The 22,973-nt window shown below is 67.0% G+C and carries 20 protein-coding genes; 5 read left to right on the top strand and 15 right to left on the bottom strand.

Features of this window, described 5'->3' with window-relative positions:
* Positions 1–16 precede the first annotated feature (16 nt).
* From AC5P78_RS15060 to AC5P78_RS15005, 12 genes are all read right to left on the bottom strand, one after another.
* Positions 17–901 (bottom strand): arginase family protein, encoded by an 885-nt coding sequence (locus tag AC5P78_RS15060; RefSeq protein ID WP_201864053.1) that lies wholly within the window; start codon positions 899–901, stop codon positions 17–19.
* Positions 902–904: 3 nt separating this feature from the next.
* A complete protein-coding gene (locus AC5P78_RS15055) occupies positions 905–1,969 on the bottom strand; it encodes a GNAT family N-acetyltransferase (RefSeq protein ID WP_201864054.1) in 1,065 nt (354 codons plus the stop codon).
* A 29-nt stretch (positions 1,970–1,998) separates the two neighbouring features.
* Entirely contained in the window at positions 1,999–3,399 is a 1,401-nt protein-coding gene (locus AC5P78_RS15050; RefSeq protein ID WP_005408663.1) for an aspartate aminotransferase family protein, read from the bottom strand.
* A gap of 63 nt (positions 3,400–3,462) precedes the next feature.
* Positions 3,463–4,179, bottom strand: a complete 717-nt coding sequence (locus AC5P78_RS15045) for an MtnX-like HAD-IB family phosphatase (protein ID WP_005408664.1) — start codon at positions 4,177–4,179, stop codon at positions 3,463–3,465.
* Positions 4,180–4,353: 174 nt separating this feature from the next.
* Entirely contained in the window at positions 4,354–5,556 is a 1,203-nt protein-coding gene (locus AC5P78_RS15040) for a DegT/DnrJ/EryC1/StrS family aminotransferase (protein ID WP_201864055.1), read from the bottom strand.
* 10 nt (positions 5,557–5,566) lie between these two features.
* On the bottom strand, positions 5,567–5,965 hold the full coding sequence (locus AC5P78_RS15035) for a DMT family transporter (RefSeq protein WP_005408666.1): 399 nt from the start codon (positions 5,963–5,965) through the stop codon (positions 5,567–5,569).
* A complete protein-coding gene (locus AC5P78_RS15030) occupies positions 5,962–6,321 on the bottom strand; it encodes an EamA family transporter (RefSeq protein WP_111151368.1) in 360 nt (119 codons plus the stop codon). The genes AC5P78_RS15035 and AC5P78_RS15030 overlap by 4 nt, the downstream gene beginning before the upstream one ends.
* Position 6,322: 1 nt before the next feature.
* Positions 6,323–7,159: an alpha/beta hydrolase gene (locus tag AC5P78_RS15025; RefSeq protein ID WP_005412675.1), complete on the bottom strand. Its 837-nt coding sequence runs from the start codon at positions 7,157–7,159 to the stop codon at positions 6,323–6,325.
* Positions 7,160–7,238: 79 nt separating this feature from the next.
* Entirely contained in the window at positions 7,239–8,618 is a 1,380-nt protein-coding gene (locus AC5P78_RS15020) for a sensor histidine kinase (protein ID WP_099527827.1), read from the bottom strand.
* Entirely contained in the window at positions 8,615–9,298 is a 684-nt protein-coding gene (locus tag AC5P78_RS15015; RefSeq protein WP_076739576.1) for a response regulator, read from the bottom strand. The genes AC5P78_RS15020 and AC5P78_RS15015 overlap by 4 nt, the downstream gene beginning before the upstream one ends.
* Positions 9,299–9,429: 131 nt before the next feature.
* Complete coding sequence (locus tag AC5P78_RS15010) at positions 9,430–10,557, bottom strand: metallophosphoesterase (protein ID WP_414498586.1); 1,128 nt, start codon at positions 10,555–10,557, stop codon at positions 9,430–9,432.
* A gap of 73 nt (positions 10,558–10,630) precedes the next feature.
* A complete protein-coding gene (locus tag AC5P78_RS15005) occupies positions 10,631–11,080 on the bottom strand; it encodes a winged helix-turn-helix transcriptional regulator (RefSeq protein ID WP_043035537.1) in 450 nt (149 codons plus the stop codon).
* Between the two features lie 75 nt (positions 11,081–11,155).
* Here AC5P78_RS15005 and AC5P78_RS15000 point away from each other — a divergent pair, with 75 nt between their 5' ends.
* The gene (locus AC5P78_RS15000; RefSeq protein ID WP_005412671.1) at positions 11,156–12,373 is read left to right on the top strand and encodes an MFS transporter; all 1,218 of its coding nucleotides are present in this window, start codon (positions 11,156–11,158) and stop codon (positions 12,371–12,373) included.
* Between the two features lie 82 nt (positions 12,374–12,455).
* On the opposite strand, the gene AC5P78_RS14995 is transcribed toward AC5P78_RS15000, so the two are convergent.
* On the bottom strand, positions 12,456–13,871 hold the full coding sequence (locus tag AC5P78_RS14995) for a GGDEF domain-containing protein (protein ID WP_282256174.1): 1,416 nt from the start codon (positions 13,869–13,871) through the stop codon (positions 12,456–12,458).
* A gap of 289 nt (positions 13,872–14,160) precedes the next feature.
* Here AC5P78_RS14995 and AC5P78_RS14990 point away from each other — a divergent pair, with 289 nt between their 5' ends.
* Positions 14,161–16,410, top strand: a complete 2,250-nt coding sequence (locus tag AC5P78_RS14990; protein ID WP_099527864.1) for a TonB-dependent siderophore receptor — start codon at positions 14,161–14,163, stop codon at positions 16,408–16,410.
* A gap of 45 nt (positions 16,411–16,455) precedes the next feature.
* Here the strand turns inward: AC5P78_RS14990 and AC5P78_RS14985 are convergent, their stop codons facing one another.
* Positions 16,456–17,382 carry a hypothetical protein gene (locus tag AC5P78_RS14985; RefSeq protein WP_005408676.1) on the bottom strand — a complete coding sequence of 309 codons (927 nt, stop codon included), beginning with the start codon at positions 17,380–17,382 and terminating at the stop codon, positions 16,456–16,458.
* Positions 17,383–17,603: 221 nt separating this feature from the next.
* Here AC5P78_RS14985 and AC5P78_RS14980 point away from each other — a divergent pair, with 221 nt between their 5' ends.
* Positions 17,604–18,584, top strand: coding sequence for a cation diffusion facilitator family transporter (locus tag AC5P78_RS14980; RefSeq protein WP_111197919.1), 981 nt, complete (start codon positions 17,604–17,606; stop codon positions 18,582–18,584).
* 236 nt (positions 18,585–18,820) lie between these two features.
* On the opposite strand, the gene nfi is transcribed toward AC5P78_RS14980, so the two are convergent.
* The gene (nfi, locus tag AC5P78_RS14975; RefSeq protein ID WP_049397958.1) at positions 18,821–19,495 is read right to left on the bottom strand and encodes a deoxyribonuclease V; all 675 of its coding nucleotides are present in this window, start codon (positions 19,493–19,495) and stop codon (positions 18,821–18,823) included.
* Positions 19,496–19,589: 94 nt separating this feature from the next.
* Here nfi and gpmA point away from each other — a divergent pair, with 94 nt between their 5' ends.
* On the top strand, positions 19,590–20,339 hold the full coding sequence (gene gpmA / locus AC5P78_RS14970) for a 2,3-diphosphoglycerate-dependent phosphoglycerate mutase (RefSeq protein ID WP_138969740.1): 750 nt from the start codon (positions 19,590–19,592) through the stop codon (positions 20,337–20,339).
* A 163-nt stretch (positions 20,340–20,502) separates the two neighbouring features.
* Positions 20,503–22,596, top strand: a complete 2,094-nt coding sequence (locus AC5P78_RS14965; protein WP_005412666.1) for a M13 family metallopeptidase — start codon at positions 20,503–20,505, stop codon at positions 22,594–22,596.
* Positions 22,597–22,973: the final 377 nt, after the last annotated feature.

The raw sequence follows: 22,973 nt of genomic DNA, 5'->3' as shown, positions 1-22,973 counted from the left end.
GGCATTACCGGCGCGGTCAGCAGGCCGTCGGTACGGCGGCGATTGCCGCCAGCAGTTCGCGGTTCACCTGCTGGTGACGCGCCTGCCAGGCGGGAAGATCATCGGCGCTGATGTCCGGCTGGCCATCCAGCGACGACAGCCAGCGCTTGAAGCGGCTCTGGTAGGTGGCCAGCGACACCTCGCCGGTGATGTCACTGCCGACCAGGCCGCCGGCACGCAGCGCTTCGATCACCACCAGCGCGTCTTCCAGCTGGAATCGGCCCTGGTCCCAGTTGCTGCGCGCGACGTCCTCGGCGAACACGTCCTTGTCGATCGACAGGTAGGCCGGCTGCGGCGACTTGGCCTGTTCGGCAGCGAACGCGGCCACCAGCGCTTCGGGGTGCTCGAAGCGGCGGAACGCGTGGCCCATGCCGAGGCGATGGCCCCAGCTGACATCCACGTCCATGCACCAGTACGTCAAGCGACCGCCCAGCAGCGGGCGCCAGTGGTTCTCCCAGGCATGGCCGAGGCCGATGTCGCTGGAGGTAATGCCGAGCACATGGATGTGCGAGATCTGCGGCAGCTTGCTGGCGGCATTCACCCATGAGCCACAATGCATGCCGAACGGAAAACGCATGTTGTCCGGATGGTTGTCCAGCACTACCAACTGAAACGGCGCCTGTGTGCGCATGCGGCGCAACAGCGGCAGGCTGAGGTGGTGGAAGTCGCCACTGCCGAGCATGACCGTGCCGAGCTGCGCGGGCAGCGGCGCCAGCACTTCAGTGGCGAAACGGTCCAGGGTGGCATTGCTGCAGGCAAAGCGCAGTGGATCGTGCCACTGCGGCAGGGCCAGGGTCTGCGCCTGGGGCAGCGGCAGCACGCCACCGTCCAGGTCGAGGATCAACGGAGAACGCAACGTCATCGTTCAACCGCCTCCATCAGCTTCGCCCTGCAGGTACGGGGCCAGCCGGCGCAGGGCGGCGCGCAGCAGCGGGGAACGGGCGTGGATCGCGTGCCGGGTGGAGGTGAAGCGGGCGCCCAGTTCGGCCTTGATCCGCGAGTCGGTCCAGCCGGCCACGTAGTGGCTCAGGCCGTGCTGCAGGGCATACTCGAGGTTGTGCATCCAGCTGACCGCGTACAGGTTGTGCTCGCGTGACTGCGGGTAGGCCAGACCGATGTACTTGTCCACCAGCTTTCCGGCGTGGATGTAGCACAGGTTCCAGCCGATCAGCTGCCCTTGGTGGCGGTACAGGAACATCCGTCCCTGGCCCTGGCTGTCGGCCAGCAGGTACTGGAAATAGGTCAGGTCGAGCTGGTCGAAATGCACCGCGCTCTGCGCATACACGCCCAGGTACAGCGCATACAACTCGGCCTGCAGCCGTGGGTCGGCCAAGGCGGGATCACCGGTGGCGATGCAGTCGACCTGCAGGTCATCACGCGAACGGAGCTTGCGCCGGATGTTCTTGCGGCGCGAGGACGACAGGCGGCCGAGGTAGCCATCGAGCGAATCGAAATCGATCGCCACCCAGGCAAGCGGCATGCCTTCCAGTTCAACGAAGCCGCGCGTCAGCAAGGCCTGCAGGAACGCCGCGCTGTGCGCATTGGCCGCGTCGTCCAGCAGCGGTGAATCGATGGCCAGGTCCTTGACCACCAGCAGCCGGGTATCGCCGATCGCGTGACGCGTCACGTCCTCGGCCAGCGCCTCCGGCGCCACGTGCGCCGGCAGTGGGGTGTACTCGGTGCTGGTGGCACCGACGAAGCGGGTCTTCCAGGTGATCCAAGGCCGCCACAGGCGCGACAGCGGCAGGCCGAGCAGCTTGCTGCGCAGCGCGTCGTCCATCGTGGTGGTCAGGTCCAGCGGCGCACGGAAAGTCGGCAGGCCGCTGGGAAGGCGGCCTGCCTCGAATCCGAGCGGCGGATGGGCCAGGAAGCCCTCCAGCAGCGCGGCCGGTTCCAGCGCGGTGCTGGATGCGCGTGACGTCATCTCCATCGGCACGGGAACCGGCAGCCCATCCAGCCTCAGCCCTTGGCCTTGGTCAGCGCCTGGTCGAGCAGGGTGATCGCCAGGTCGATCTCTTCGTAGCTGATGTCCAGCGACGGCGCGAAGGTGATCACGTTCTTGTACCAGCCACCTACGTCGAGCACGAGGCCCATGCGCTTGCCGTCGTGCAGGAGGTCACCGGCCAGGCCGATGTCGACCATGCGGTCCAGCAGTTCCTTGTTCGGGGTGTAGCCGTCGGCCTGGCAGATTTCGGCGCGCAGGGCCAGGCCCAGGCCGTCGACGTCGCCGATTTCCGGGTGGCGCTTCTGCAGGCCACGCAGGCCGTCGAGGAAGTACGCGCCCTTTTCCGGCACGGTGCGCTCGTAGTCCATTTCCTTTCCCAGCTTCAACACTTCCAGGCCCAGGCGGGTGCCCAGCGGGTTGGAGTTGAAGGTGGAGTGGGTGGAACCCGGCGGGAACACGGTCGGGTTGATCAGCTCTTCGCGTGCCCACAGGCCGGACAGCGGGTTCAGGCCGTTGGTCAGCGCCTTGCCGAACACCAGCACGTCCGGGGTCACGCCGAAGTGCTCGATCGACCACAGCTTGCCGGTACGCCAGAAGCCCATCTGGATCTCATCGACCACCATCAGGATGCCGTACTTGTCCAGCACGCGCTTGAGGCCGGTGAAGAAGTTGCGCGGCGGAATGACGTAGCCGCCGGTGCCCTGGATCGGCTCGACGTAGAACGCGGCGTACTCGGCCTGGCCGACCTTGGGGTCCCACACGCCGTTGTACTCGCTTTCGAACAGGCGCTCGAACTGCCACACGCAGTGGTCGGAATACTCGTCCGGGGTCATGCCCTTCGGGCGACGGAAGGGGTACGGGAACGGGATGAACATCGCGCGCTCGCCGAAGTGGCCGTAGCGGCGGCGGTAGCGGTAGCTGGAGGTGATCGACGAGGCACCCAGGGTGCGGCCGTGGTAGCCGCCTTCGAAGGCGAACATCAGGCTCTTGCCGCCGCGCGCGTTGCGCACGATCTTCAGCGAGTCTTCAATGGCCTGCGCGCCGCCGACATTGAAATGCACGCGACCGTCGAGGCCGAATTTCTCGTGCATGTCCACGGCAATGGTCTTGGCCAGCTGCACGCGGGTCGGATGCAGGTACTGGCTGGCGACCTGCGGCAGGGTGTCGATCTGGTCCTTCAGCGCGTCATTCAGGCGCTTGTTGCTGTAGCCGAAGTTGCAGGCCGAGTACCACATCTGCAGATCGAGGTAGGGCACGCCCGCACCGTCGAACATGTAGCTGCCTTCGCCGCGCTGGAAGATCTTCGGCGGGTCGACGTAGTGGACGGTATCGCCGAAGGAGCTGTAGCGGGCTTCGTCGGCCAGCAGCTGCGCGTCGGAGGCAGCGGCGTCGGCGTTCTTGTCAAAAATGTTCATGCAGTTCGGTTCCGTGAAGGACGTTCGAAAGGGGCGACGGGGGAGCGTGCTTGGAGGGAGTGCTCAGGCGGTGGCCAGCAGCGGGGGCAGTGCGGCGGGCTGCGGGCGGGCGTCGATGCGACGTGGCTGCAGCAGGCTGCCATCGAGCAGGCGCGGCAACAGTGCGACTGCATCGTGGAAGGTGTCGATGGCGGCATGCTCGATGCCGGCATTCGTGCAATGGGTAATCAGGCGGCGCTTGGCGAACACGAAGTCGGCGTCTTCGGACACACAGAAATCCGAGCTGCCGTCACCGATCATCAGCACGCGCGGTGCTTCGTTGGCGCGCGCCTGCGCGGCGCAGGTGCACTTGCAGGTGCCACTGCGGCAGCCTTCGGCCTGGTAGGGCGACTCCAGTTCCCAATGGTCTTCGCACCAGCGCAGGTGGTTGGCCACCACCGGCAGCTGCGACAGGCCGTGGTTGGCCAGGATGCGGTGGATCGCATAGTCCAGGCCGTCACTGACGATGCGCAGCGGCAGGCCCAGCTGTTCGGCACGGCTGACAAAGGCGGCGAAGCCCGGATCGATCTGTACCTGGTCCAGATGGGCGTCGAGCGTGGCCGGGTCCAGTTTCAGCAGCCGCACCTGGCCCTGCATGCATTCACGCGAGCCGATCTTTCCCGCTTTCCACTGGTCTTCCAGTTCCTGCCAGCCCGGCTGGCCGTACTTTTCCAGCAGCGAGTCGATGACATCTTCGAGGCTGATGGTGCCGTCGAAGTCACACAGGATGCTCCAGTGCATGGGCAGGTCCGTCGATGAAAGAAACGCCCGGCCCGATGCCGGGGCAGGCTCAATGTAGGCAGGCCGCCTTTCTCGTTCCTTTCCTGTTGAAAGGCTCTTCTGACAGGCTGGGAAAACGTTCAGGAAGGTGCACGGATGAATGCGCGGAGGGCAGGCCACGCGTGCACGTTCGGGTCAGGCGCGGGCCAGGACCTGCAGTATTTCGGCAGTCTCTTCGCGGGTCTGCCAGGCGCTGTTGCCAAGGGTCAGCATGCGTGCGGCGAAGTCGCGTGCATTGGGCATGTCGTCCTGCGGCACGATGCCGCGCAGGTACGCGTAGCCGGGCAGGGCATGGATGAACATGCGGCTGGCGCCGAGACCACGTGGCCACAGGTCCTTCAGTACGGCATCGCGGGCGCGCTGGCTGGGCAGCAGCAGCATCAGCAGTGGCCAGGTGCCACCGCTGCCGGCGAGGCCGTCGACCACCTCAACGGCTGGCAGCTGTGCCAGCTGCACGCGCAGCTGCAACGCACGCAGGCGACCGGCCTGCAGGAACGCCGGCAAGCGCCGCGCGGCATGCGCGCCGATGTTCTGCCGCCAGTGGCTGACCCGGTGCTGCGGTATATCAAGCGGGAAAATGTCACCGACCGCTTCTTCCAGATCGTCGCGTTGAAGCGCACTGCGCAATGGATTGCCATACACCAGCGACAGCAGCGAAGGGCGATAGCAGGCAGCAAGGCCGATCAACTGCACGCTGCGCAGCAGCTCCCAGCGCAGGCTGGAGCGAACGTGCTGGACGGCATGTTCGGCCAGCGCGGCACGCAGTTCGTCATCGCGGCTGACCAGCAGGCCGCCTTCGTGCAGGCTCAGGCCCTTGCCGGCGGCCAGGCTGAAGAATCCGATATCGCCGCGCAGGCCGACACTGGTGTTGCCAACGCGTGCGCCGAGCGCCTGCGCGGCATCCTCGATCACCCAGGCGCCGGCGCCGCGCGCAACCTCGCAGGCCAGCTCGACATCGGCGATGCGCCCGCCCAGGTGGGTCGGCAGGATCGCCAGCGTGCGCGCATCGGCCAGACGCCTGAGCTGGCCGGGATCAAAGTCGAAGTGGCCACGACGGGTATCGCACAGTTGCACGCGCAGGCCCAGGCTGTGCACCGCGATCGGCACCAGCGGGCAGGTATAGGCCGGCATGATCACGGTGTCGCGCCTTGGCGCGCGCTTGCGCAGCGTACGCAGCGCGATCAGCAGTGCGTGCGTGCCGGAACAGGTCAGCTGCAGTGGCGGTGTGCCGAGCTGGCTGGCCAGGACTTCGCGCAGGTCGCCGCCACCGGGCAGGAAATCGCTGGCCTGAATCGGCAGGCCAGCGGTAGGTGGCAGTTCGCGCGCGAACAGGCTCATCGCAGCCCGCTCACGACGCGCTTTCGGCGGGACTGTGCGGGTCGTCCGCTTCAGCGCGGCCGAGGCAGACGATGCCGGCCACGATCAGTACCGCACCTAACAGATGGTGCAGGGTCAGCGGCTCGTTCAACAGCCACGCCGACAGCAGCAGAACGCTGATCACTTCCAGGTGCGATGCGGCAAATGCAGGGCCGATTGGCGCATGGCGCAGCAGGCTCATCCAGGTGAAGAACGCACCCACGTAGCCGAGGATGGCGCCATACACCCACGGCTGCGACAGCACGCGCAGCAGCCAGGCGGTGTTGGCCTCGACCGGCAGCGCGGCGTCACCGGCGTACTTGAAGCACAGCTGGGCCAGCGTGTCGAAGGCCATCAGCAGCGGGAAACCGATCACATACAGGCGCCTCATGAGCCGGCCCCCACCACCGCCACGCCCGCGGTGACCAGCAGCATGCCGGCCACCCGCAGCGGCGTGAGCTTCTCGCGGAACAGGAAACGACCGGCGATCATCAACGCAACGATGTTGATCGAGCCCAGCAGCACGCCCTTGGACAGCGGCACCAGCGACAGGAACGCAATCCAGGCCACGAACTCGAGCACGTAGCAGGCGATGCCGATCCACAGCCAGGGGCGGCTGAGCATGTGTTTCCAGCGTTGCAGTCCTTCGCCTTCCTGCGGATCGCTGGCGGCGGCCTTGAAGGCGAGCTGGCCACCGGTATCGAGTACCACATTGGCCAGCCACAGCAGGGTGGCGAGTGCCCCCATCTCAGGCCACCGCCTTGAGCACGCCCGTGCGTTCACCGATCTCGGTGAAAAAGCGCGCGCTGCGACGGATCACATCGCGGCGTTCGCGATCGATGGTGATCATGTGGTAGCTGTCTTCCAGCACCACCAGTTCCTTCGGGCCGCTGACCCGCGACATCACCAGCTCAGCGTTGCCCATGCTGGCCACATCGTCTTCGCGGGCGTGCATCACCAGGCACGGTGCGGTGACCTGGTGCAGGTGGCGGCGGGTCCAGTTGCTCAGCGCACGCATCTCGGCCAGCGCATGCCAGGGATTGCCCGGCAGGCCGGCGGCGGCGCTGTCGCCGGACAGCATGGCGGCGCTGACCTGCGCGCGCAGGCGCTCGTCGCGCAGGCCGTACGGCGGTTCTTCCATGAACATGCGGTCGCGGCCGATGTTGAAGCGCTTGAACCACGGCAGGAGGAACGAGAAGCGGGCCACGGCGGGAATGTTCCAGCCGTCGTAACGGAAAGTGGCGCCGTACACGCCCACGCCGGACACCCACTCCGGGCGACGTGCCGCCAACGCCAGCGAAAGTACCGCGCCCATCGACAGTCCACCCACGAACAGCTGGTCGACCTTGCCGCGCAGGGCGGCCGCCGCATCTTCCACGCCCTGGTACCACTGTTCCCAGGTGGTCGCCAGCAGGTCATCCACGGTGCCGCAATGGCCGGGCAGCTGCACGCCGTGGACGGTGAAGCCGGCATTGTTCAGCCCCTTGCCCAGCATGCGCATTTCCGCCGGGGTGCCGGTCAGGCCATGGACCAGCAGCACGCCCTGGGGGCCACCGGGGAGGAAGAAGTCGTGCGATTCGGTCACCTGGCGGCTCCGGGACGGCAGTGGGGATGGCAGGATCGCAAGCGCGATTTTCACCAGCCTTTCAGCGCGCCGGGCCGGGTCAGGGGGCCTTCAGCAGCGGCAGCATGATGGCGACCTTGAGGCCCCCGCCCGGGCGGTTCAGAAAGCTCAGGCGGCCGCCGAAGTGCTCTACCGCCTCGTGCGCGATGGCCAGGCCGAGGCCGGTGCCGCTGGCAGCAGTGCCCGGCGCCCGGAAGAAGCGCTCGCCCAGCCGTGGCATCACGTCGTCGGGCACGCCGGGGCCGTTGTCTTCCACATAGAGTTCGACATCATTGTCGTCCAGCGCGTGCATGCCCACCGTGACGGTGGCATTGCGGCCGGCATAACGCAGGGCGTTGTCGATCAGGTTGTCCAGCGCCTCCTGCAGCATGGCGCCGTTGCCGAGCACACGCAGCGGATGGGGGCTGCCGCGGTAGCCGAGGTCGATGCCATCGCGGATCGCCTCCGGCACGCGCATGCCAACCCACTGCGGCACCAGCTCGCACAGGTCCAGTGCTTCCACGGTATCGGGCACGGTCTGCGCCCGGCTCAGCGCCAGCAGCTGGGTGCTGACCCGGGCAGTGCGCTGGTTGAGCCGGCGGATGTGCTGCAGCGCCTCGCGCACCGTATCGGGGTCACCGTGTGCCAGCGCCTGGTCCACGTGCAGGGCCATGCCCGCCAGCGGCGAACGCAGCTGGTGCGCGGCATCGGCGATGAAGCGGTTCTGCAGGGTGATCATTTCCGCCTGGCGGGCAAACAGATCGTCGATGGTGCTGATCAGTGGCTGGATCTCCTCCGGTACGTCGGCGTCGGAGATCGGTGCCAGTTCGCCACGGCGCTGCGCCAGGCGGGTCCTCAGCGGCGTGAGGATGCGCAGGCCGTAGGTCACGCCGAACCAGACCAGCGCTGCGGTGCCCAGCGCCAGCATGGTCATCAGCGGGATGATGATCATCAGGATCTCGCGCGCCCGCTGTCGGCGGTCGGCCATGCTCTCGGCCACGGTCACCGCCAGCTGGTCCTGCGGATCGTTCATCGCCTGCGTGCAGACCGTGGCCATGCGCACCTGCTGGCCATTGAGGTTGCCGTCGTACAGCGCCGGATGCACGCCGGTGCAGTCCTGAGAAGGGGCATACGGGCTGAAGTCGGCATTGCCGCTGAGCGTACCCATGCGGCTGCTGTCGACGTTGAAGTAGCGATGGCCGTCGGGGTCGTACTCGATCAGGAAGCGCGCCTGCGGCGACAGGTCGCTGGTCACCGGCATGGTGCTCAGCATCTGCGCGAACGAATGCGTGTCGTCGATCAGGTTGCGGTCGTGGATGCGGTTGGAATAGTCCAGCGCAACGTAGTAGGCCAGGATCGTGTTGAAGGTGAGCAGACCCAGCATCGGCAGCGCCAGGAAGGCGAGCAGGCGCCGGCGCAGGCTGGGCGGTCCACTGATCACGGGGTGCTGTCGTCCTGCACGTCTTCCAGCATGTAGCCCAGCCCGCGCACGGTGCGGATGCCCATGCCGCCGGGCTGCAGCTTGCGGCGCAGGCGGTGCAGGGCGATGTCCAGACCGTTGTCGGTCAGGTCCTGGCCCCAGTCGCACAGCGCTTCCACCAACTGCGCGCGTGACACGATGCGCTCGGCGCGCACTGCCAGTGCCGACAGCAGGCCGAACTCGCGTGCGGTCAGTTCCAGCGACTGGTCGTCGATCCACACCCGATGCCCGGCCAGGTCGATGCGAAGGCGGCCGATGCGCAGGTCCGGGTTGCCATTGCTGGTGACCCGGCGCAGCTGGGCGCGCACGCGCGCTTCGAACTCGTCCAGCGCGAACGGCTTGACCAGGTAGTCATCGGCACCCAGGTCGAGCACACGCACGCGCTCGGCCAGGCCGTCACGGGCGGTCACCACCAGCACTGCGAGGCCATCACCGCGCTGGCGCAGGCGCTGCAGCACGTCGCGGCCATCCAGCTGCGGCAGCCCCAGGTCCAGTACCAGCAGCGCGTACTGCGTCGAGCCCAGTGCAGCATCGGCGTGCGCACCGTTGTCGACGTGGTCGACCACGTGCCCCTGCCGGCGCAGCGAGGCGCACAGGCCGGAGGCGATATCCGGGTCGTCTTCAGCAATCAGAACGCGCATGCGCGGGGCTCCTGTAACGGTCAGGCCCACCGGATGGACGGGGTGGGCCTCTCGGCTGCCGAGGGTAGCCGCAAACCGGCTGCAGGTGGAGCGCGCCGGCACCTCCCGGCACCGTCGCGCTGTCCCTCCATTCAGTCCTGCAGGCCCGGCTCACCCAGCGCCAGCGGCACCCGCGAACCATCCAGCAGGCCACGGCTGAGCTTGCCACCCTCGATGAACAGCAGTTCGCCGTTCTCGCCGTTCTTGATGCTGCTGTCGATGGCGATCACGCGGTCGCCGTGGAAGCTGCTGACGTGCGGCATCGAGGTATGGCCAACCACGATGCGCTTGAGCTGCAGGCGGTCGAGCACAGCCTGCACACCCGCGGTGTCGAGGCGGCCATCGAAATAGCCGCGGTACCAGATCGGGCTGGTCTTGCCGTCATACAGCGGTGCGGTGGCCGGGTCGGCCTTCACTTCGGCCTTGGGCAGGCCCAGCGAGGCCTGATAGGCCGCGTTGGTGCGTGCCGGGTCCAGCGCCAGCTGCACCGCCTCGGGCGAGATGCCGCCGTGCAGGAACAGGGTATCGCCGATCTTCAGCAGCACCGGGCGGGTGCGCAGCCACTGGCCGATCACCGAGTCGGCGCCATACAGTTGCGGGTAGCTGCGGCCGAGCAGCTGGGCGCTGCGCAGGTATTTCGGGTTGACGTAGCGCAGGTCGTCGTACAGCACCATGGTCTCGTGGTTGCCGAGCACGAAGTGCACCGCGCCGCCGGCGGCGGCCGCCTGCTGCTGCAGGCCATACAGCAGCCAGAAGGCTTCGGTTACCTGCGGGCCGCGGTCGAACACATCGCCGGCGATGACCAGGGTGTCCTTGCCCAGCGCCCAGCGGTCCTGTGCGTCGATGACCTGGTGGGCACGCAGCAGGCGCACCAGCAGCCCGTACTGGCCGTGGATGTCGGACAGCGCCACGATGCGCGGCACGGCCGGCAGCACGGAGACCGACGGAGCATTCGGGGCGGCCACGTGCACGCTGTGTTCGTAGCCGCAACGCGGGGTGATGTCGGTGCCTGCGGCCTGCGTGGCAAGTGTGTGCGACTCGACCTTGTCGTCGCAGATCCATCTGGCCTGCAGCTGGTTGCCCTGGCGGAACACATAGGGTCCATCGGCCTGTACGTGGTCGGCGGGCGCGGCAACCTCGCGGGCCTGCGTGGTTGCTGTGGCGCAGGCCAGCAGCGGCAACAGCAGGGCGGTCAGCAGGGAAGGGCGACAGCGCGACATCGGCGGCATCCAGCGGCGGAAAGATCCGATGCTAACCGGCGCGGGCGTCCGTCGGTGTGCGCGAATGGGCGGATCAGGTGTCGCGCCCGTCGTCCTTGAGCTTGCGCACGCGGGTGGCAGTGGGCTGAAGCGGCTGGTCATCGCGCCCGCGCGGCTGCATGTAGGGCAGCGGCCGCCGCGTCGCCAATTCGATCAGCTGCGAATGGCCTTCGCCTGCACCGAAGCGATGGCGCTCTCCCCACTGGCGCAGTGCGACCAGCAGCGGGAACAGTTCCAGGCCTGCGGCGGTGAGCACGTACTCCTGGTAGGCCGATCCATCGGAGGCTGACTGCAGCTGCAGGATGCCGGCCTCGACCAGCCGGCGCAGGCGGTCGCTGAGGATGTTGCGCGCCGCGCCGAGGCTGCGCTGGAAATCACCGAAGCGGGTGATGCCGTCGAACGCGTCGCGGATCACCAGCAATGCCCAGCGGTCACCGAGCAGGTCGGCACTGCGGGCTACAGGGCAGGGGCTGTCGGCGTGCATGCTGGGTATCTCCGAATGTGGTTGCAGTTTAAAACCAATGGCGATAGCCTGCATCTGGTTTCAAATTGCAACCATATGATGAGTGCGACATCGCTTCCCCGCCCGCTGCTGGTCCTGCTTGCGGCTGCCGCCGGCGCCAGCGTCGCCAACGTCTACTACGCGCAGCCGCTGCTGGATCAGCTTGCACGCGCCTTTGCGCTGGACCGGGCGGTGGCCGGCGCAGTGCTGGCTGCCACCCAGGCCGGCAGCGTGCTGGCATTGCTTGGCCTGCTGCCGCTGGCAGACCGCGGCGACCGGCGACGCCTGCTGCGGCTGCAGTTGATCGCGCTGGTGCTGGCCCTGTTGTGGCTGGCGGCGTCACGCACGGCGAGCTGGCTGTTGTCGGGCATGCTGCTGGCAGGCCTGCTGGGCACCGCGCTGACCCAGGGCCTGATTGCCTATACCGCCATGCTGGCACCGCCCGAGCAGCGCGGTCGCGTGGTTGGTGTGGTGCAGGGCGGCGTGTTCATCGGCCTGCTGCTGGCGCGCGTGGTGTCCGGTACGGTGGCGGCGGCCTTTGGCTGGCAGAGGGTCTACCTGCTGTCAGCGGTGGTGATGGCAGCGTTGGCGGCGCTGCTGTGGCGGCGCCTGCCCGCAGTACCGGTGCCGTCGGTCCCTCCACGCTGGCGCGAGCTGCTGGGCTCGATGCTGGGCATGCTGCGCCGCGATCGAACGCTGCGCGAGCGCGGGCCGCTGGCATTGCTGCTGTTTGCCGGCCTCAATGTGTTCTGGGCGGCGGCACCCTTGCCGCTGTCGGCACCGCCGCTGCACTGGTCGACCGCAACCATCGGCGCGCTCGGCCTGGCCGGCGTGGTCGGTGCGCTGATGGCGGCGCGGGTCGGACACTGGATGGACCGTGGTTTCGCGCATCGGGTCAGCCTCGGCGCGCTGTTGTTGATGCTGGTCGCGTGGTGGCCGCTGCTGGGCCTGCCGCATTCGCTGTCCTTGCTGTTGCTGGGTGTGGTCGTGCTCGACCTGGGCGGCCAGGCACTGCATGTCTCGAACCAGGCATCGTTGCTGCGTGCACCGGCAGAACAGCATGGGCGCCTGGTGGCGTTGTACATGCTGTTCTATGCGGTGGGCAGCGGTGCGGGAGCGGCGGCGGGGCCTTGGATGCAGGTGCGGCATGGCTGGCCCGCTGTGTGCCTGCTGGGGGCAGGCATCGCGTTGCTGGCGCTGCTGTGGTGGGCAGCATGGCGGGTGGGGGCGGTGAAAGCAGCGGCTGGCGCGCGAACCGGTAGAGTCGACTTTTAGTCGACTGCTCTTCGTTCCGACGGCGAAAAATCCCGCGCTGCGCGCGATAGTCGACCAGCGGTCGACTCTACCTGTCCTGCCGTCATCGCTGCAGTGCACGCCGCCCCGGGGCTTCCTGCAGGTCCGCGCTGGCGACCACCACGCGGTTGCGGCCGCTGCGCTTGGCCTCGTACATCGCGGCGTCGGCACGTGCCATCAACCGCTCGTAGTCCGGATGACCATCGTGACCGGCCACGCCGATGCTGGCGGTCAGCTCCAGCACCTGGCCATTGGCCAGCGCAACGGGCGATTGCGCGATCTGCCGGCGCAGGCTCTCGGCGATCACGGTCGCCTGTGATTCGCTGGCCGCCACCAGCACCACCACGAATTCTTCGCCGCCATAGCGGAACAGGTAGTCGCTGCCACGCGTGAGCTGGCCGAGCAGGCCGGCCACGTGCTGCAACGCACGGTCGCCGGCATCGTGGCCATGGCCGTCGTTGATTGCCTTGAAATGATCCAGGTCGAGCAGCAGCAGCGAGAACGGTGTGCGGTTGCGCGTGGCCAGCTCGATTTCCCGGCGCAGCACGGTGGGCAGGAAGCGACGGTTGAGCAGGTTGGTCAGCGCGTCGCTGCCGGCATCCAGTTCGCCGATGCGCTCGAACAGCAGCGTCATCAGGGTGCGGATGGCGGCCAGGTCCTCGCGGATGGCCGGCAGCACCGCCAGTCGCTGCGCCGGAGCATCGCCACTCGCGCGCTGCAGGTGGCCGTCAATGCGGGCCATCAACTGGCCCACCTGCTGCGTTTCGCTGCTTTCGCCGAAGCTGGGGATGCCCTTGTGGGTGAACCACAGGCCGAACTCCGAGGTGGCCAGGCTGGCGTTGTCGCTGGCCTGCACGTGGCCGGCGAGGGCGTAGAGCAGGGCGTTCTCCCAGTCCAGCAGCAATGCGCGCTGGCGCTCGCGTTCGGTACCGACGTTCTGTACCAGCGAGAACAGCCGGTAGGCGGCGTCGGCACGGGTGGAGCGCTCGCGCGCATGGGTGTAGGCCAGGGTCATGCCTTCCATGGCGATGTCCATGATCGCGCTGAAGCAGGCGATGGCGGCGAACGCGGTCGCGCTGTCGGGCGCGTCGTCCCGCAGGCGCACGAACAGCTCGTGCTTGAGCACGCGCGCACCGCGGGTGACCAGGTCGACCGGGATGCCGACCCGTGCGTGTACGTCGCCGATCACCCGCTGCGAGGCGACCGTGGTGGCGATGCCAGCGGCGTCGGTGGTCAGCAGCTGTACCAGCCAGCGCTGCATGGCCGGCTGCAGGCGCTGCTTGACCTGGTCGTGGGACAGGAAGCGGCGTGCGCGCCCGTCGTGCAGCAGCACTTCGTAAAAGCGCTGGGCCAGCGCGGGTGGGGCATCGGTGGCAGCGGCCTTGAGCAGCGCGGTGGCGGCAGGGCCGGCCTGTAGCAGGCATTGCTGCCAGGCCTCGGCCAGCGGCTGGCTGGCATCGTCCAGTTGGGGTGGTTCCACGTCGATCTCTGACTGCGTACGGCAAACCACGGGTATCGGCCGCGGCGGCATACGGTTGATGGCGGGGTAGCCGGGCAGTTTACGCGCGGTGCAGGCTTGCACGGTGCGCAAAGCACATCGACGCCGCTGCGGCAATGAGTGAACGCATTTGAGAATCACTCGCATTGATGGGAGAATGCGCGCACGGAGCGGGCTGCAGGTGCCTGCAGGACGGCTCCGCCTCCCCCCCCTCGTCGTTGCCTCAAGCCCTTTGCCAGAGGCCCCGCAGCCCTGCCAGAAGGTCCTGATCATGTCTCCTGCCGTTGTCCATTCGCCGCGCCCGCTGGCGCTTGCCGTTGCCGCCCTGCTGGCGGGCAGCGCCCTGACCGCCCAGGCCGAAACCGACGCCACCGATATCGACACGGTGCACGTCACCGCCTCGCAGATCGCGCGCCAGGCACTGGGCACCTCGACCATCACCGCCGAGGATATCGCCCGGCGCCCGCCAGCCAACGACATCGCCGAGCTGTTGCGGACCATGCCGGGCGTCAACCTGACCGGCAACAGCGCCTCGGGCCAGTACGGCAACAACCGCCAGATCGACCTGCGCGGCATGGGCCCGGAAAACACCCTGATCCTGGTCGATGGCAAGCGCATCGGCGCACGCGATGCCGTGCGCATGGGGCGCAGCGGCGAGCGCAATACCCGCGGTGACACCAACTGGGTGCCGGCGGAAATGATCGAGCGCATCGAAGTGCTGCGCGGCCCGGCGGCGGCACGCTATGGCTCCGGTGCCTCCGGCGGCGTGGTCAACATCATCACCAAGCGCCCGACCGGTGACCTGACCGGTGCGGTGGACCTGTATGGGCTGGTGCCCGAACACAGCGCCGAAGGTGGCAGCGAACGCGTCGGCCTGCAGCTGAGTGGGCCGATGACCGACACCCTGTCGTTCCGCCTGTACGGCAATCTCAACAAGACCGACGCGGACTCGCTGGAGCTCAACCGCCAGTACGCTACCAACCCCAACGCGGTGCCGCCGGCCGGCCGCGAGGGCGTCAAGAACCGCGATGTCAACGCGCTGCTGCGCTGGGACGTGACCGCCAACCAGGTGGTGGAGTTCGAAGCCGGCACCAGCCGCCAGGGCAACATCTACGCTGGTGATCGCGCGGTCAGCACCACCGGTACATCGACCGGTGTTGACCTGGCGGCACTGGCCGAGGGCGAAGCGGAGACCAACCGCATGTACCGCAACACCGGCGCGATCACCCATCGTGGCCGCTGGGGCGACGTGACCTCGCGGGTGACGGCCGCGGTGGAGGCGGTGAACAACTCACGCATCAACGAAGGCCTGGCCGGTGGCCCGGAAGGCAGCTTCAACGGCAGCGACTGGTCGACCTCGCGACTGCGCAACTACCAGCTGGACGGCGAAGTGAGCTTCCCGGCCACGCTGGGTGGTGCCGAGAACATCTGGACGCTTGGCTTTGAATACCTGGACAGCCGCCTGACCGACCCGTACTCGATGAGCCAGTCCAGCAGCAGCGGCGGCGGCATCCCGGGGCTGTCGGCCGATCGTGCGCGGGGCAAGGCCGATGCGCAGACCACCGCCGTGTTCGTCGAAGACAACATCTACCTGGGTGAGCGCTGGATCGTTACCCCGGGCCTGCGCTTCGACCACCACAGCCAGTTCGGCAACAACACCAGCCCCAGCCTCAACGCGCAGTTCCGCATCAACGGCGACTGGGTGGTGAAGGGCGGCATCGCCCGGGCGTTCAAGGCGCCGAACCTGTACCAGTCGAATCCGGACTATCTGTATTACACCCGTGGCAATGGCTGCCCGAATGCACTGCCGAGCCTGGGCTCCGGCTGCTACATGCGCGGCAATGCGGACCTGAAGGCGGAAACCAGCCTGAACAAGGAACTCGGCATCGAGTGGGCACCGCAGAGCGGCTGGCAGGCCTCGTTGACGTACTTCCATAACGACTACAAGGACAAGATCCAGGCCGGCTACACCCAGATCGCCCTGACTGCCGACACCAGGGGCCGCATCTTCCGCTGGGAGAACGCGCCGAAGGCGATCGTGCAGGGGCTGGAAGGCAACCTGGTAATCCCGCTGCTGGGCGAGCAGGGCAACCGCCTGAAGTGGAGCAACAACTTCACCTACATGGTGGAGAACGAGAACAAGCGCACCGGCCAGCCGCTGTCGGTGATTCCGAAGTACACCGTCAACACGATGCTGGACTGGCAGGCCACCGACAAGCTGTCGCTGCTGCTGACCGGCACGTTCTACGGCAAGCAGAAGCCGGCCACTACCAACATCAACAATGATCCGCGCTGCACCGGCACCTGCGACCCATCGATCGCACTGCAGGATCGCGGTGCATACAACATCTGGGGCGTGAGCGCGCGCTACAAGGTGACCGAGACGGTCAGCTTCGGCTTCGGCGTGAACAACCTGGCCGACAAGCGCCTGTTCCGCGAGGCCAACAGCAGCGATGCCGGCGCGGCGACCTACAACGAGCCGGGCCGCGCGTACTGGGCCAGCCTGCGCTTCGGGTTCTGACCCGATGAGGCCTGCGCCGGGGCGTTCCCCGGCGCAGCCTGAAGGCTACTTCACCTGCCGGCAATCGCGCAGGTGGACGCCACCGGTGTCCATCTTGTCGACCACGCCTTCCAGTTTCACCCAGTCGTTCTCGCGCAGGGTGGCGCCCAGCGCCATCTGATCCGGCGCCAGCGCACAGTGCACGGTGAAGTTGGCATTGTTGTCGTCGTTCGACTGGCGTCCGCCGATGCCACCGATGCCCTTCATCTTGGTGACCAGATAGCCCACCTCGAAGGTCTTGGCAAAGCGGTTGGGCTGGGCGGTGTAGACCTGGCCATCGATGATGAAACGACGGCCGAAATACTTGACGAGCAACGGCTGGTACATCGCGTCGGTATCCGGCGGGGTGCTGGTGCCGGAGAACAGTGCCCTGAGCGGTGCGGTGTTGATTTCCCGCTGCAGCCGCTTGGCGTCCTTGCCCATTTCGGTGGACATGCCGACCGCAGTGGCCTGGATCGGCTTGTCGAAACCGCTGGAGACACGCACGGCTTCTGCGATCGCCTCGCCTTCGGGGCCGGTCTTGAGCTTGTCCAGCCAGCCACACAGCGCGCTGCGTGCGTCCTCTTCCTTGGCGGTCTGCCCGCGTGACAGCTTGGTGCCGACCACCACGTTGCCGCCATTGGAGGCGGTGATGATGCTGACCAGCGGCATCTTGGTGTCGGTCTGCAGCACGTACATCTGGCCTTCGGTCTCGGTGATGACATCACCGCTGACGAAGTTGTTGCCTTCGTCGAGTGCCGCCTTGCGCAGCTGGCCCAGCGCACTGCGGGGCTTCAGGCCGGGGAGGGTGACTTCGGAGGTGAAGAACTGGCCATTGCGGGGATCGCCTACCGCCTGGAAATTCTGCTGGCAGGTCTTGGCCGAGGCGCTTGCGGCCGTGCCCAGCGCGCAGGCCACGGCGACGGCGACCCAGGGGGTCTTGGTAGTCCACATGTTCCGGATTCCTTGTGCTTGAGTGTCCATTGCGGGCCGCAACGCCGAAGCGGTCTGGCTGCCCGTTCCCCATCCAGAGGGGATGGGGTCATCATAGTGTGGCCCGGCACGGGCGCAAGCTGCGGCGAGCCGCGGCGTGCAGTCTGCAATGTTATAAACACCGTGATAGTTTCCCCACGGCCGCCGGCGTAGCCTGCCTCCATCGCAAAGGAGCTGTTGCCATGGGCCACGACCACGATCACCTGCCGTCCGAGATCCGCCATGAGAGGCCCTTGTGGTGGGCGCTCGGCCTGACCTCCACCTTCCTCCTCGTCGAAGTGGTGGGCGCGTTCTGGACCAACAGCCTGGCGCTGTTGTCCGACGCGGCACACATGGCCACCGACGCGCTGGCCCTGATGATCGCGCTGGTCGCGGTGCGGCTGAGCCGGCGCCCGCCGGATGCGCGCCGCACCTACGGCTATGCGCGCCTGGAAGCGCTGGGCGCAATGATCAACGGCGCGATGCTGTTCGTGGTTGCCGGCTACATCCTGTGGGAAGCCGTCGGGCGCTTCAGCAAGCCGCAGGAGATCGCCTCCACCGGCATGCTGGTGATCGCCTCGGCCGGCCTGGTCATCAACCTGATCTCGATGCGCCTGCTGCAGGCCGGCAGCGGCGAGAGTCTCAACGTGAAGGGCGCCTACCTGGAAGTGTGGGCGGACATGCTCGGCTCGGTGGCGGTGATTGCGGGTGCGGTGCTGATCCAGTTCACCGGCTGGAAGCCGATCGATCCGATCCTGGCGGTGCTGATCGGCCTGTGGGTGTTGCCGCGCACCTGGGTGCTGATGCGCGAGGCGATCAACGTGCTGCTGGAAGGCGTGCCCAAGGGCATGGACGTGGCCAAGGTGCGCGACAGCCTGTCCAGCCATGCCGCGGTAATGGACGTGCATGACCTGCACGTGTGGGCGCTGGCCTCCAGCACGCCGGCGCTGACCGCGCATGTCGTGATGCGCGACGGCACCGAAGCCGATGCGCTGCGCCGTGAGCTGAGCGGGCGCCTGCACGATGACTTCGGCATCGAGCACGTGACACTGCAGCTTGAAGCGGACCACTGCGGTGAAGCCTGTGGTGAGCCGGCGCCGGCCAAGGGCGGTGAGCACGAGGCCCATGAAGGCCATGACCACGGCGAGGACGCGCAGGGCCATCGCGGTCACGTGCATCGCTGAATGGGATATGCCGTCACGCGGATCGGGTGAAACCGGTCGGGCGAAACCGCATGGATGAAACCGCTTGGACGAAACCGACCGGGCGAAACCGCCTTGGTAGAGTCGACTGTCAGTCGACTGCTCTCCGGCGAGGCTGCGACGAAGCCCGCGCTGCGCGCGTTAGTCGACTGACAGTCGACTCTACCCTGTCGTCCCGACGCGACCGTGCAGGCTGCATCCGTCGAGAACAGCGAAGGTCATTCGTCCCGTCGCGAGGCCAGCCGATCCGCCAGCCGGGTCGGTTCCGGCAGCCGGTAACCGCGCAGCGTGCGCTGCACCCAGTCCAGCGCGGTATCGGCACTGACCCGATGGCCGCCGGCCACGAACAGCGGCTTGCAGCGCACCTTGCTGCGCAGCACCCAGCCGAGCTGCTCGTCACCGTCCATCAATGGCGTATGCGCGCCTGCTTCGGCACCTGGTTCGACGAACCGGCCCACCAGTTTCGACTTGGCCACGCCGATGCTCGGCAGGTCGGTGACCACGCCCAGATGCGCGGCCACGCCCAGTCTGCGCGGATGGCTGATGCCGTGGCCATCGACGAACACCAGATCCGGCGCCCGCGGCAGCAGTGCCAGCGCGGCCAACAACGCTGGCAGCTCGCGGAAGCTGAGCAGGCCGGGAATGTACGGCATCACCGTGGGAATGCGCGCTATTTCCTGCGCCACGGGCTGCAATGTCTTCGCATCCAGCAGGACCGCTGCGGCGCGGGTGGTGGCACCGTTGTCCTCAAAGCCCACATCCAGCCCGGCCAGCCAGCGCACGTCGTTGGGCAGGCGGTCCTGGCGCTCCACGCGGCCGGCCAGCTGGAGCTGCTGCGCGCGGGCCGCGGCGACGCTTCCTTCCCAGCGCCCGGGGTCGATCACCGTATTCATTGGCCACAGCATCGCATGGGTGGCGCCACGGCCCGGTGAGTGGCGGCCGGGGCTACAATGGCGGCCTGCCTTTCCTCGCGTTGGAGACCCTGCAGTGACCCGTAAACTCGTACTGTTGCGCCATGGCCAGAGCCAGTGGAACCTGGACAACCGCTTCACCGGCTGGGTCGATGTCGACCTGACCGAGCAGGGGTGCCGGGAAGCGGCCGCCGCCGGTCGTCTGATGCGTGAGGAAGGCCTGCAGTTCGACGTCGCCCACACCTCCGTTCTCAAGCGCGCCATCCACACCCTGCAGGGTGCACTGGCCGAGCTGGAGCAGGACTGGCTGCCGGTGAACAAGTCCTGGCGCCTCAACGAGCGTCATTACGGCGGCCTGCAGGGCCTGGACAAGGCCGAGACCGCCGCCAAGCACGGCGAGGAGCAGGTCAAGGTGTGGCGCCGTTCGTACGACATCCCGCCGCCGCCGATGGAGCTGGAAGATCCGGGCCACCCGATCCATGACCGCCGCTACGCCGGCCTGGACCGCAACGCGCTGCCGGGCACCGAATCGCTGGCCACCACCCTGGATCGCGTGCTGCCGTACTGGCACGACGCGATCGCGCCGCAGCTGAAGGACGGCAAGACCGTGCTGGTCACCGCCCACGGCAACTCGCTGCGCGCGATGTACAAGTACCTCAACAATGTCTCGCGCGAGGAAATCCTCGAGCTGAACATCCCGACCGGCATCCCGCTGCTGTTCGAACTGAACGACGACCTGACGGTGCAGTCGTTCCGCTACCTGGGCGACCCGGAAGCGGCGCGCAAGGCTGCTGAAGCCGTGGCCAACCAGGGCAAGGCGAAATAAGTAGATACCCACCGTTGGTGAGTATTCTTCTGCTGGGTGTGTGTGCGGACCAACGGTCTGCACACATCCGCTTGCGACCACGGGCGTTCCCCCTGTGACCTTTGGCCGGTCCCTGTCGTGGGCCTCCCCGGCTACCCTGTGAAATTACCCGCAGGAGAGCCTCATGAACGTCCGCAACCTGGTCCCGCTGGGCCTGACCATCGCCATCGCTGCCTCGCTGGCGGCCTGTGGCAAGAACGAAACCGCACCGGCGGCCGGTGCCGACGCCAAGCCGGCCTTCGACCTGTCGCAGATCAAGACGCCGCTGATCTCGCTCAACAGCGCCGACCTCGATCCGGCCATCTCGGCCTGTACCGACCTCAATGGCTTCGTCAACAGCAAGTGGCTGAAGGCCAACCCGGTGCCGGGTGACCAGACCACCTGGGGCAGCTTCGAGATCCTGCGCGAGCGCTCGCTGGAAGTGCAGCACGCGCTGGTGCAGCAGGCCGCCGCCAGCCAGGCCAAGGCCGGCTCGGTGGAAGCCAAGATCGGTGACATCTGGAAGACCGGCAATGACGAAGCCAAGATCGAATCCGCCGGCCTCGCGCCGCTGCAGCCGCAGCTGGACAAGATCACCGCGCTGAACGATACCGCCGCCATCACTCAGTACCTGCGCGACAGCCAGGCCGAGGGCAAGGGCGTGCTGTTCTCGCTGTTTGCCAATGCTGATTACAAGGATTCGGCCAACGTCATCGCCTACGTCGGCCAGGGCGGCCTGGGCCTGCCGGAGAAGGGCTACTACTTCGACGATGCGCAGGCCAAGATCCGCGACGCCTACGTGGCCTACATCGCGCAGGTGCTGACTCTGTCCGGCGTGGACGCCGCGCAGGCCGCCGAGCAGGCCAAGGCCGTGATGGCCTTTGAGACCCGCCTGGCCAAGGCCTCGATGTCGCGCATCGAAATGCGTGACCCGGCCAAGCGCTACAACCCGCTCAGCGCCGCAGACGCCGACAAGCTGACCCCGAACTTCAGCTGGACCGCGCTGTTCGACACCCTGAAGGTGCCGGCCGCACAGAAGTTCTCGCTGGCCCAGCCGGGCTTCTTCGGTGAAATGGACAAGATGCTGGCCGATGTGCCGGCCAGCACCTGGCAGGCCTACCTGCGCTTCCACACCATCGACGACGCCTCGCCGTACCTGAGCAGCCAGTTCGAGAAGGCCAACTTCGAGTTCTATGGCAAGACCCTGCGCGGCCAGCAGGAAATGCAGCCGCGCTGGAAGCGCGTGCTGGAGTCGGTCAACGGTGGCATGGGTGAAGCCCTTGGCCAGCTGTACGTCGACGCCGTGTTCCCGGCCGAGTCGAAGGTGGCCATGCAGCACCTGGTGGAGAACCTGTCGCAGGCGCTGAAGGCGCGCCTGGAGCAGCTGCCGTGGATGGGCGAAGAAACCAAGAAGAAGGCGCTGGAAAAGTGGGCCAGCTTCACCCCGAAGATCGGTTACCCGGACAAGTGGCGTGACTGGGCGGGCCTGCAGACCAACGGCGACAGCTACCTGGGCAACATGCAGGCAGCGCGTGCGTTCAACTACCGCTACATGCTGGACAAGATCGGCAAGCCGGTGGACAAGACCGAGTGGGGCATGACCCCGCAGACGGTCAACGCCTACTACAACGCCACCAAGAACGAGATCGTGTTCCCGGCGGCGATCCTGCAGGCGCCGTTCTTCGACGCCAAGGCCGATCCGGCGCTGAACTACGGCGGCATCGGTGCGGTCATCGGCCACGAAATGATGCACGGCTACGACGACTCGGGCAGCCAGTTCGCCGCCAACGGCAATTTCGACAACTGGTGGACCGACGCCGACCGCAAGGCCTTCACCGAGCGTACCGACCAGCTGGTTGCACAGTTCGATGGCTACGAGTCGGTGCCGGGCGTGTTCGTGAAGGGCAAGCTGACCCTGGGCGAGAACATCGGCGACCTGGGTGGCCTGACCGTGGCCTACGACGCACTGCAGATGGCGCTGAAGGAAGACCCGAAGGCGAATGTGGAAGTGGATGGCCACAGCCAGGACCAGCGCTTCTTCATGAACTGGGCCACCGTGTGGCGCCGCAACTTCACCGACGGTGAGCTGCGCGTACGCCTGAACACCGACCCGCATGCGCCGGCCAACTTCCGAGCCAACGGTGCACCGTCGAACATGCCGTCCTTCGCTGCGGCGTTCCAGTGCAAGGCAGGCGACGCGATGGTGCGTGCCGACGACAAGCGCGTGGTGATCTGGTAACCGATCACCCGTGATGCGTGATGCGAAAGGTCCGGCGAGCGCCGGGCCTTTTGTTTTTCAGGCCGACAGCGATGAGGGGACGGGTAGAGTCGACTGTCAGTCGACTATCGCGCGCAGCGCGGGATTTTCTCGATCCGAAGAGCAGTCGACTAACAGTCGACTCTACCGCCGGGTCGTTTCACGTGCCGGGAGTCGACCAACCGGTTCGACGGAATCCGCTTGGTAGAGTCGACCGTTGGTCGACTATCGCGCGCAGCGCGGGATTTCTCGATCTGGACGAAGAGCAGTCGACTAACAGTCGACTCTACCGCCGGGTCGTTTCACGTGCCGGGAGTCGACCAACCGGTTCGACGGAATCCGCTTGGTAGAGTCGACCG

Source organism: Stenotrophomonas sp. YJH_SMC_133, assembly GCF_059370655.1.
This window is presented reverse-complemented; position numbering and strand designations above follow the sequence as displayed.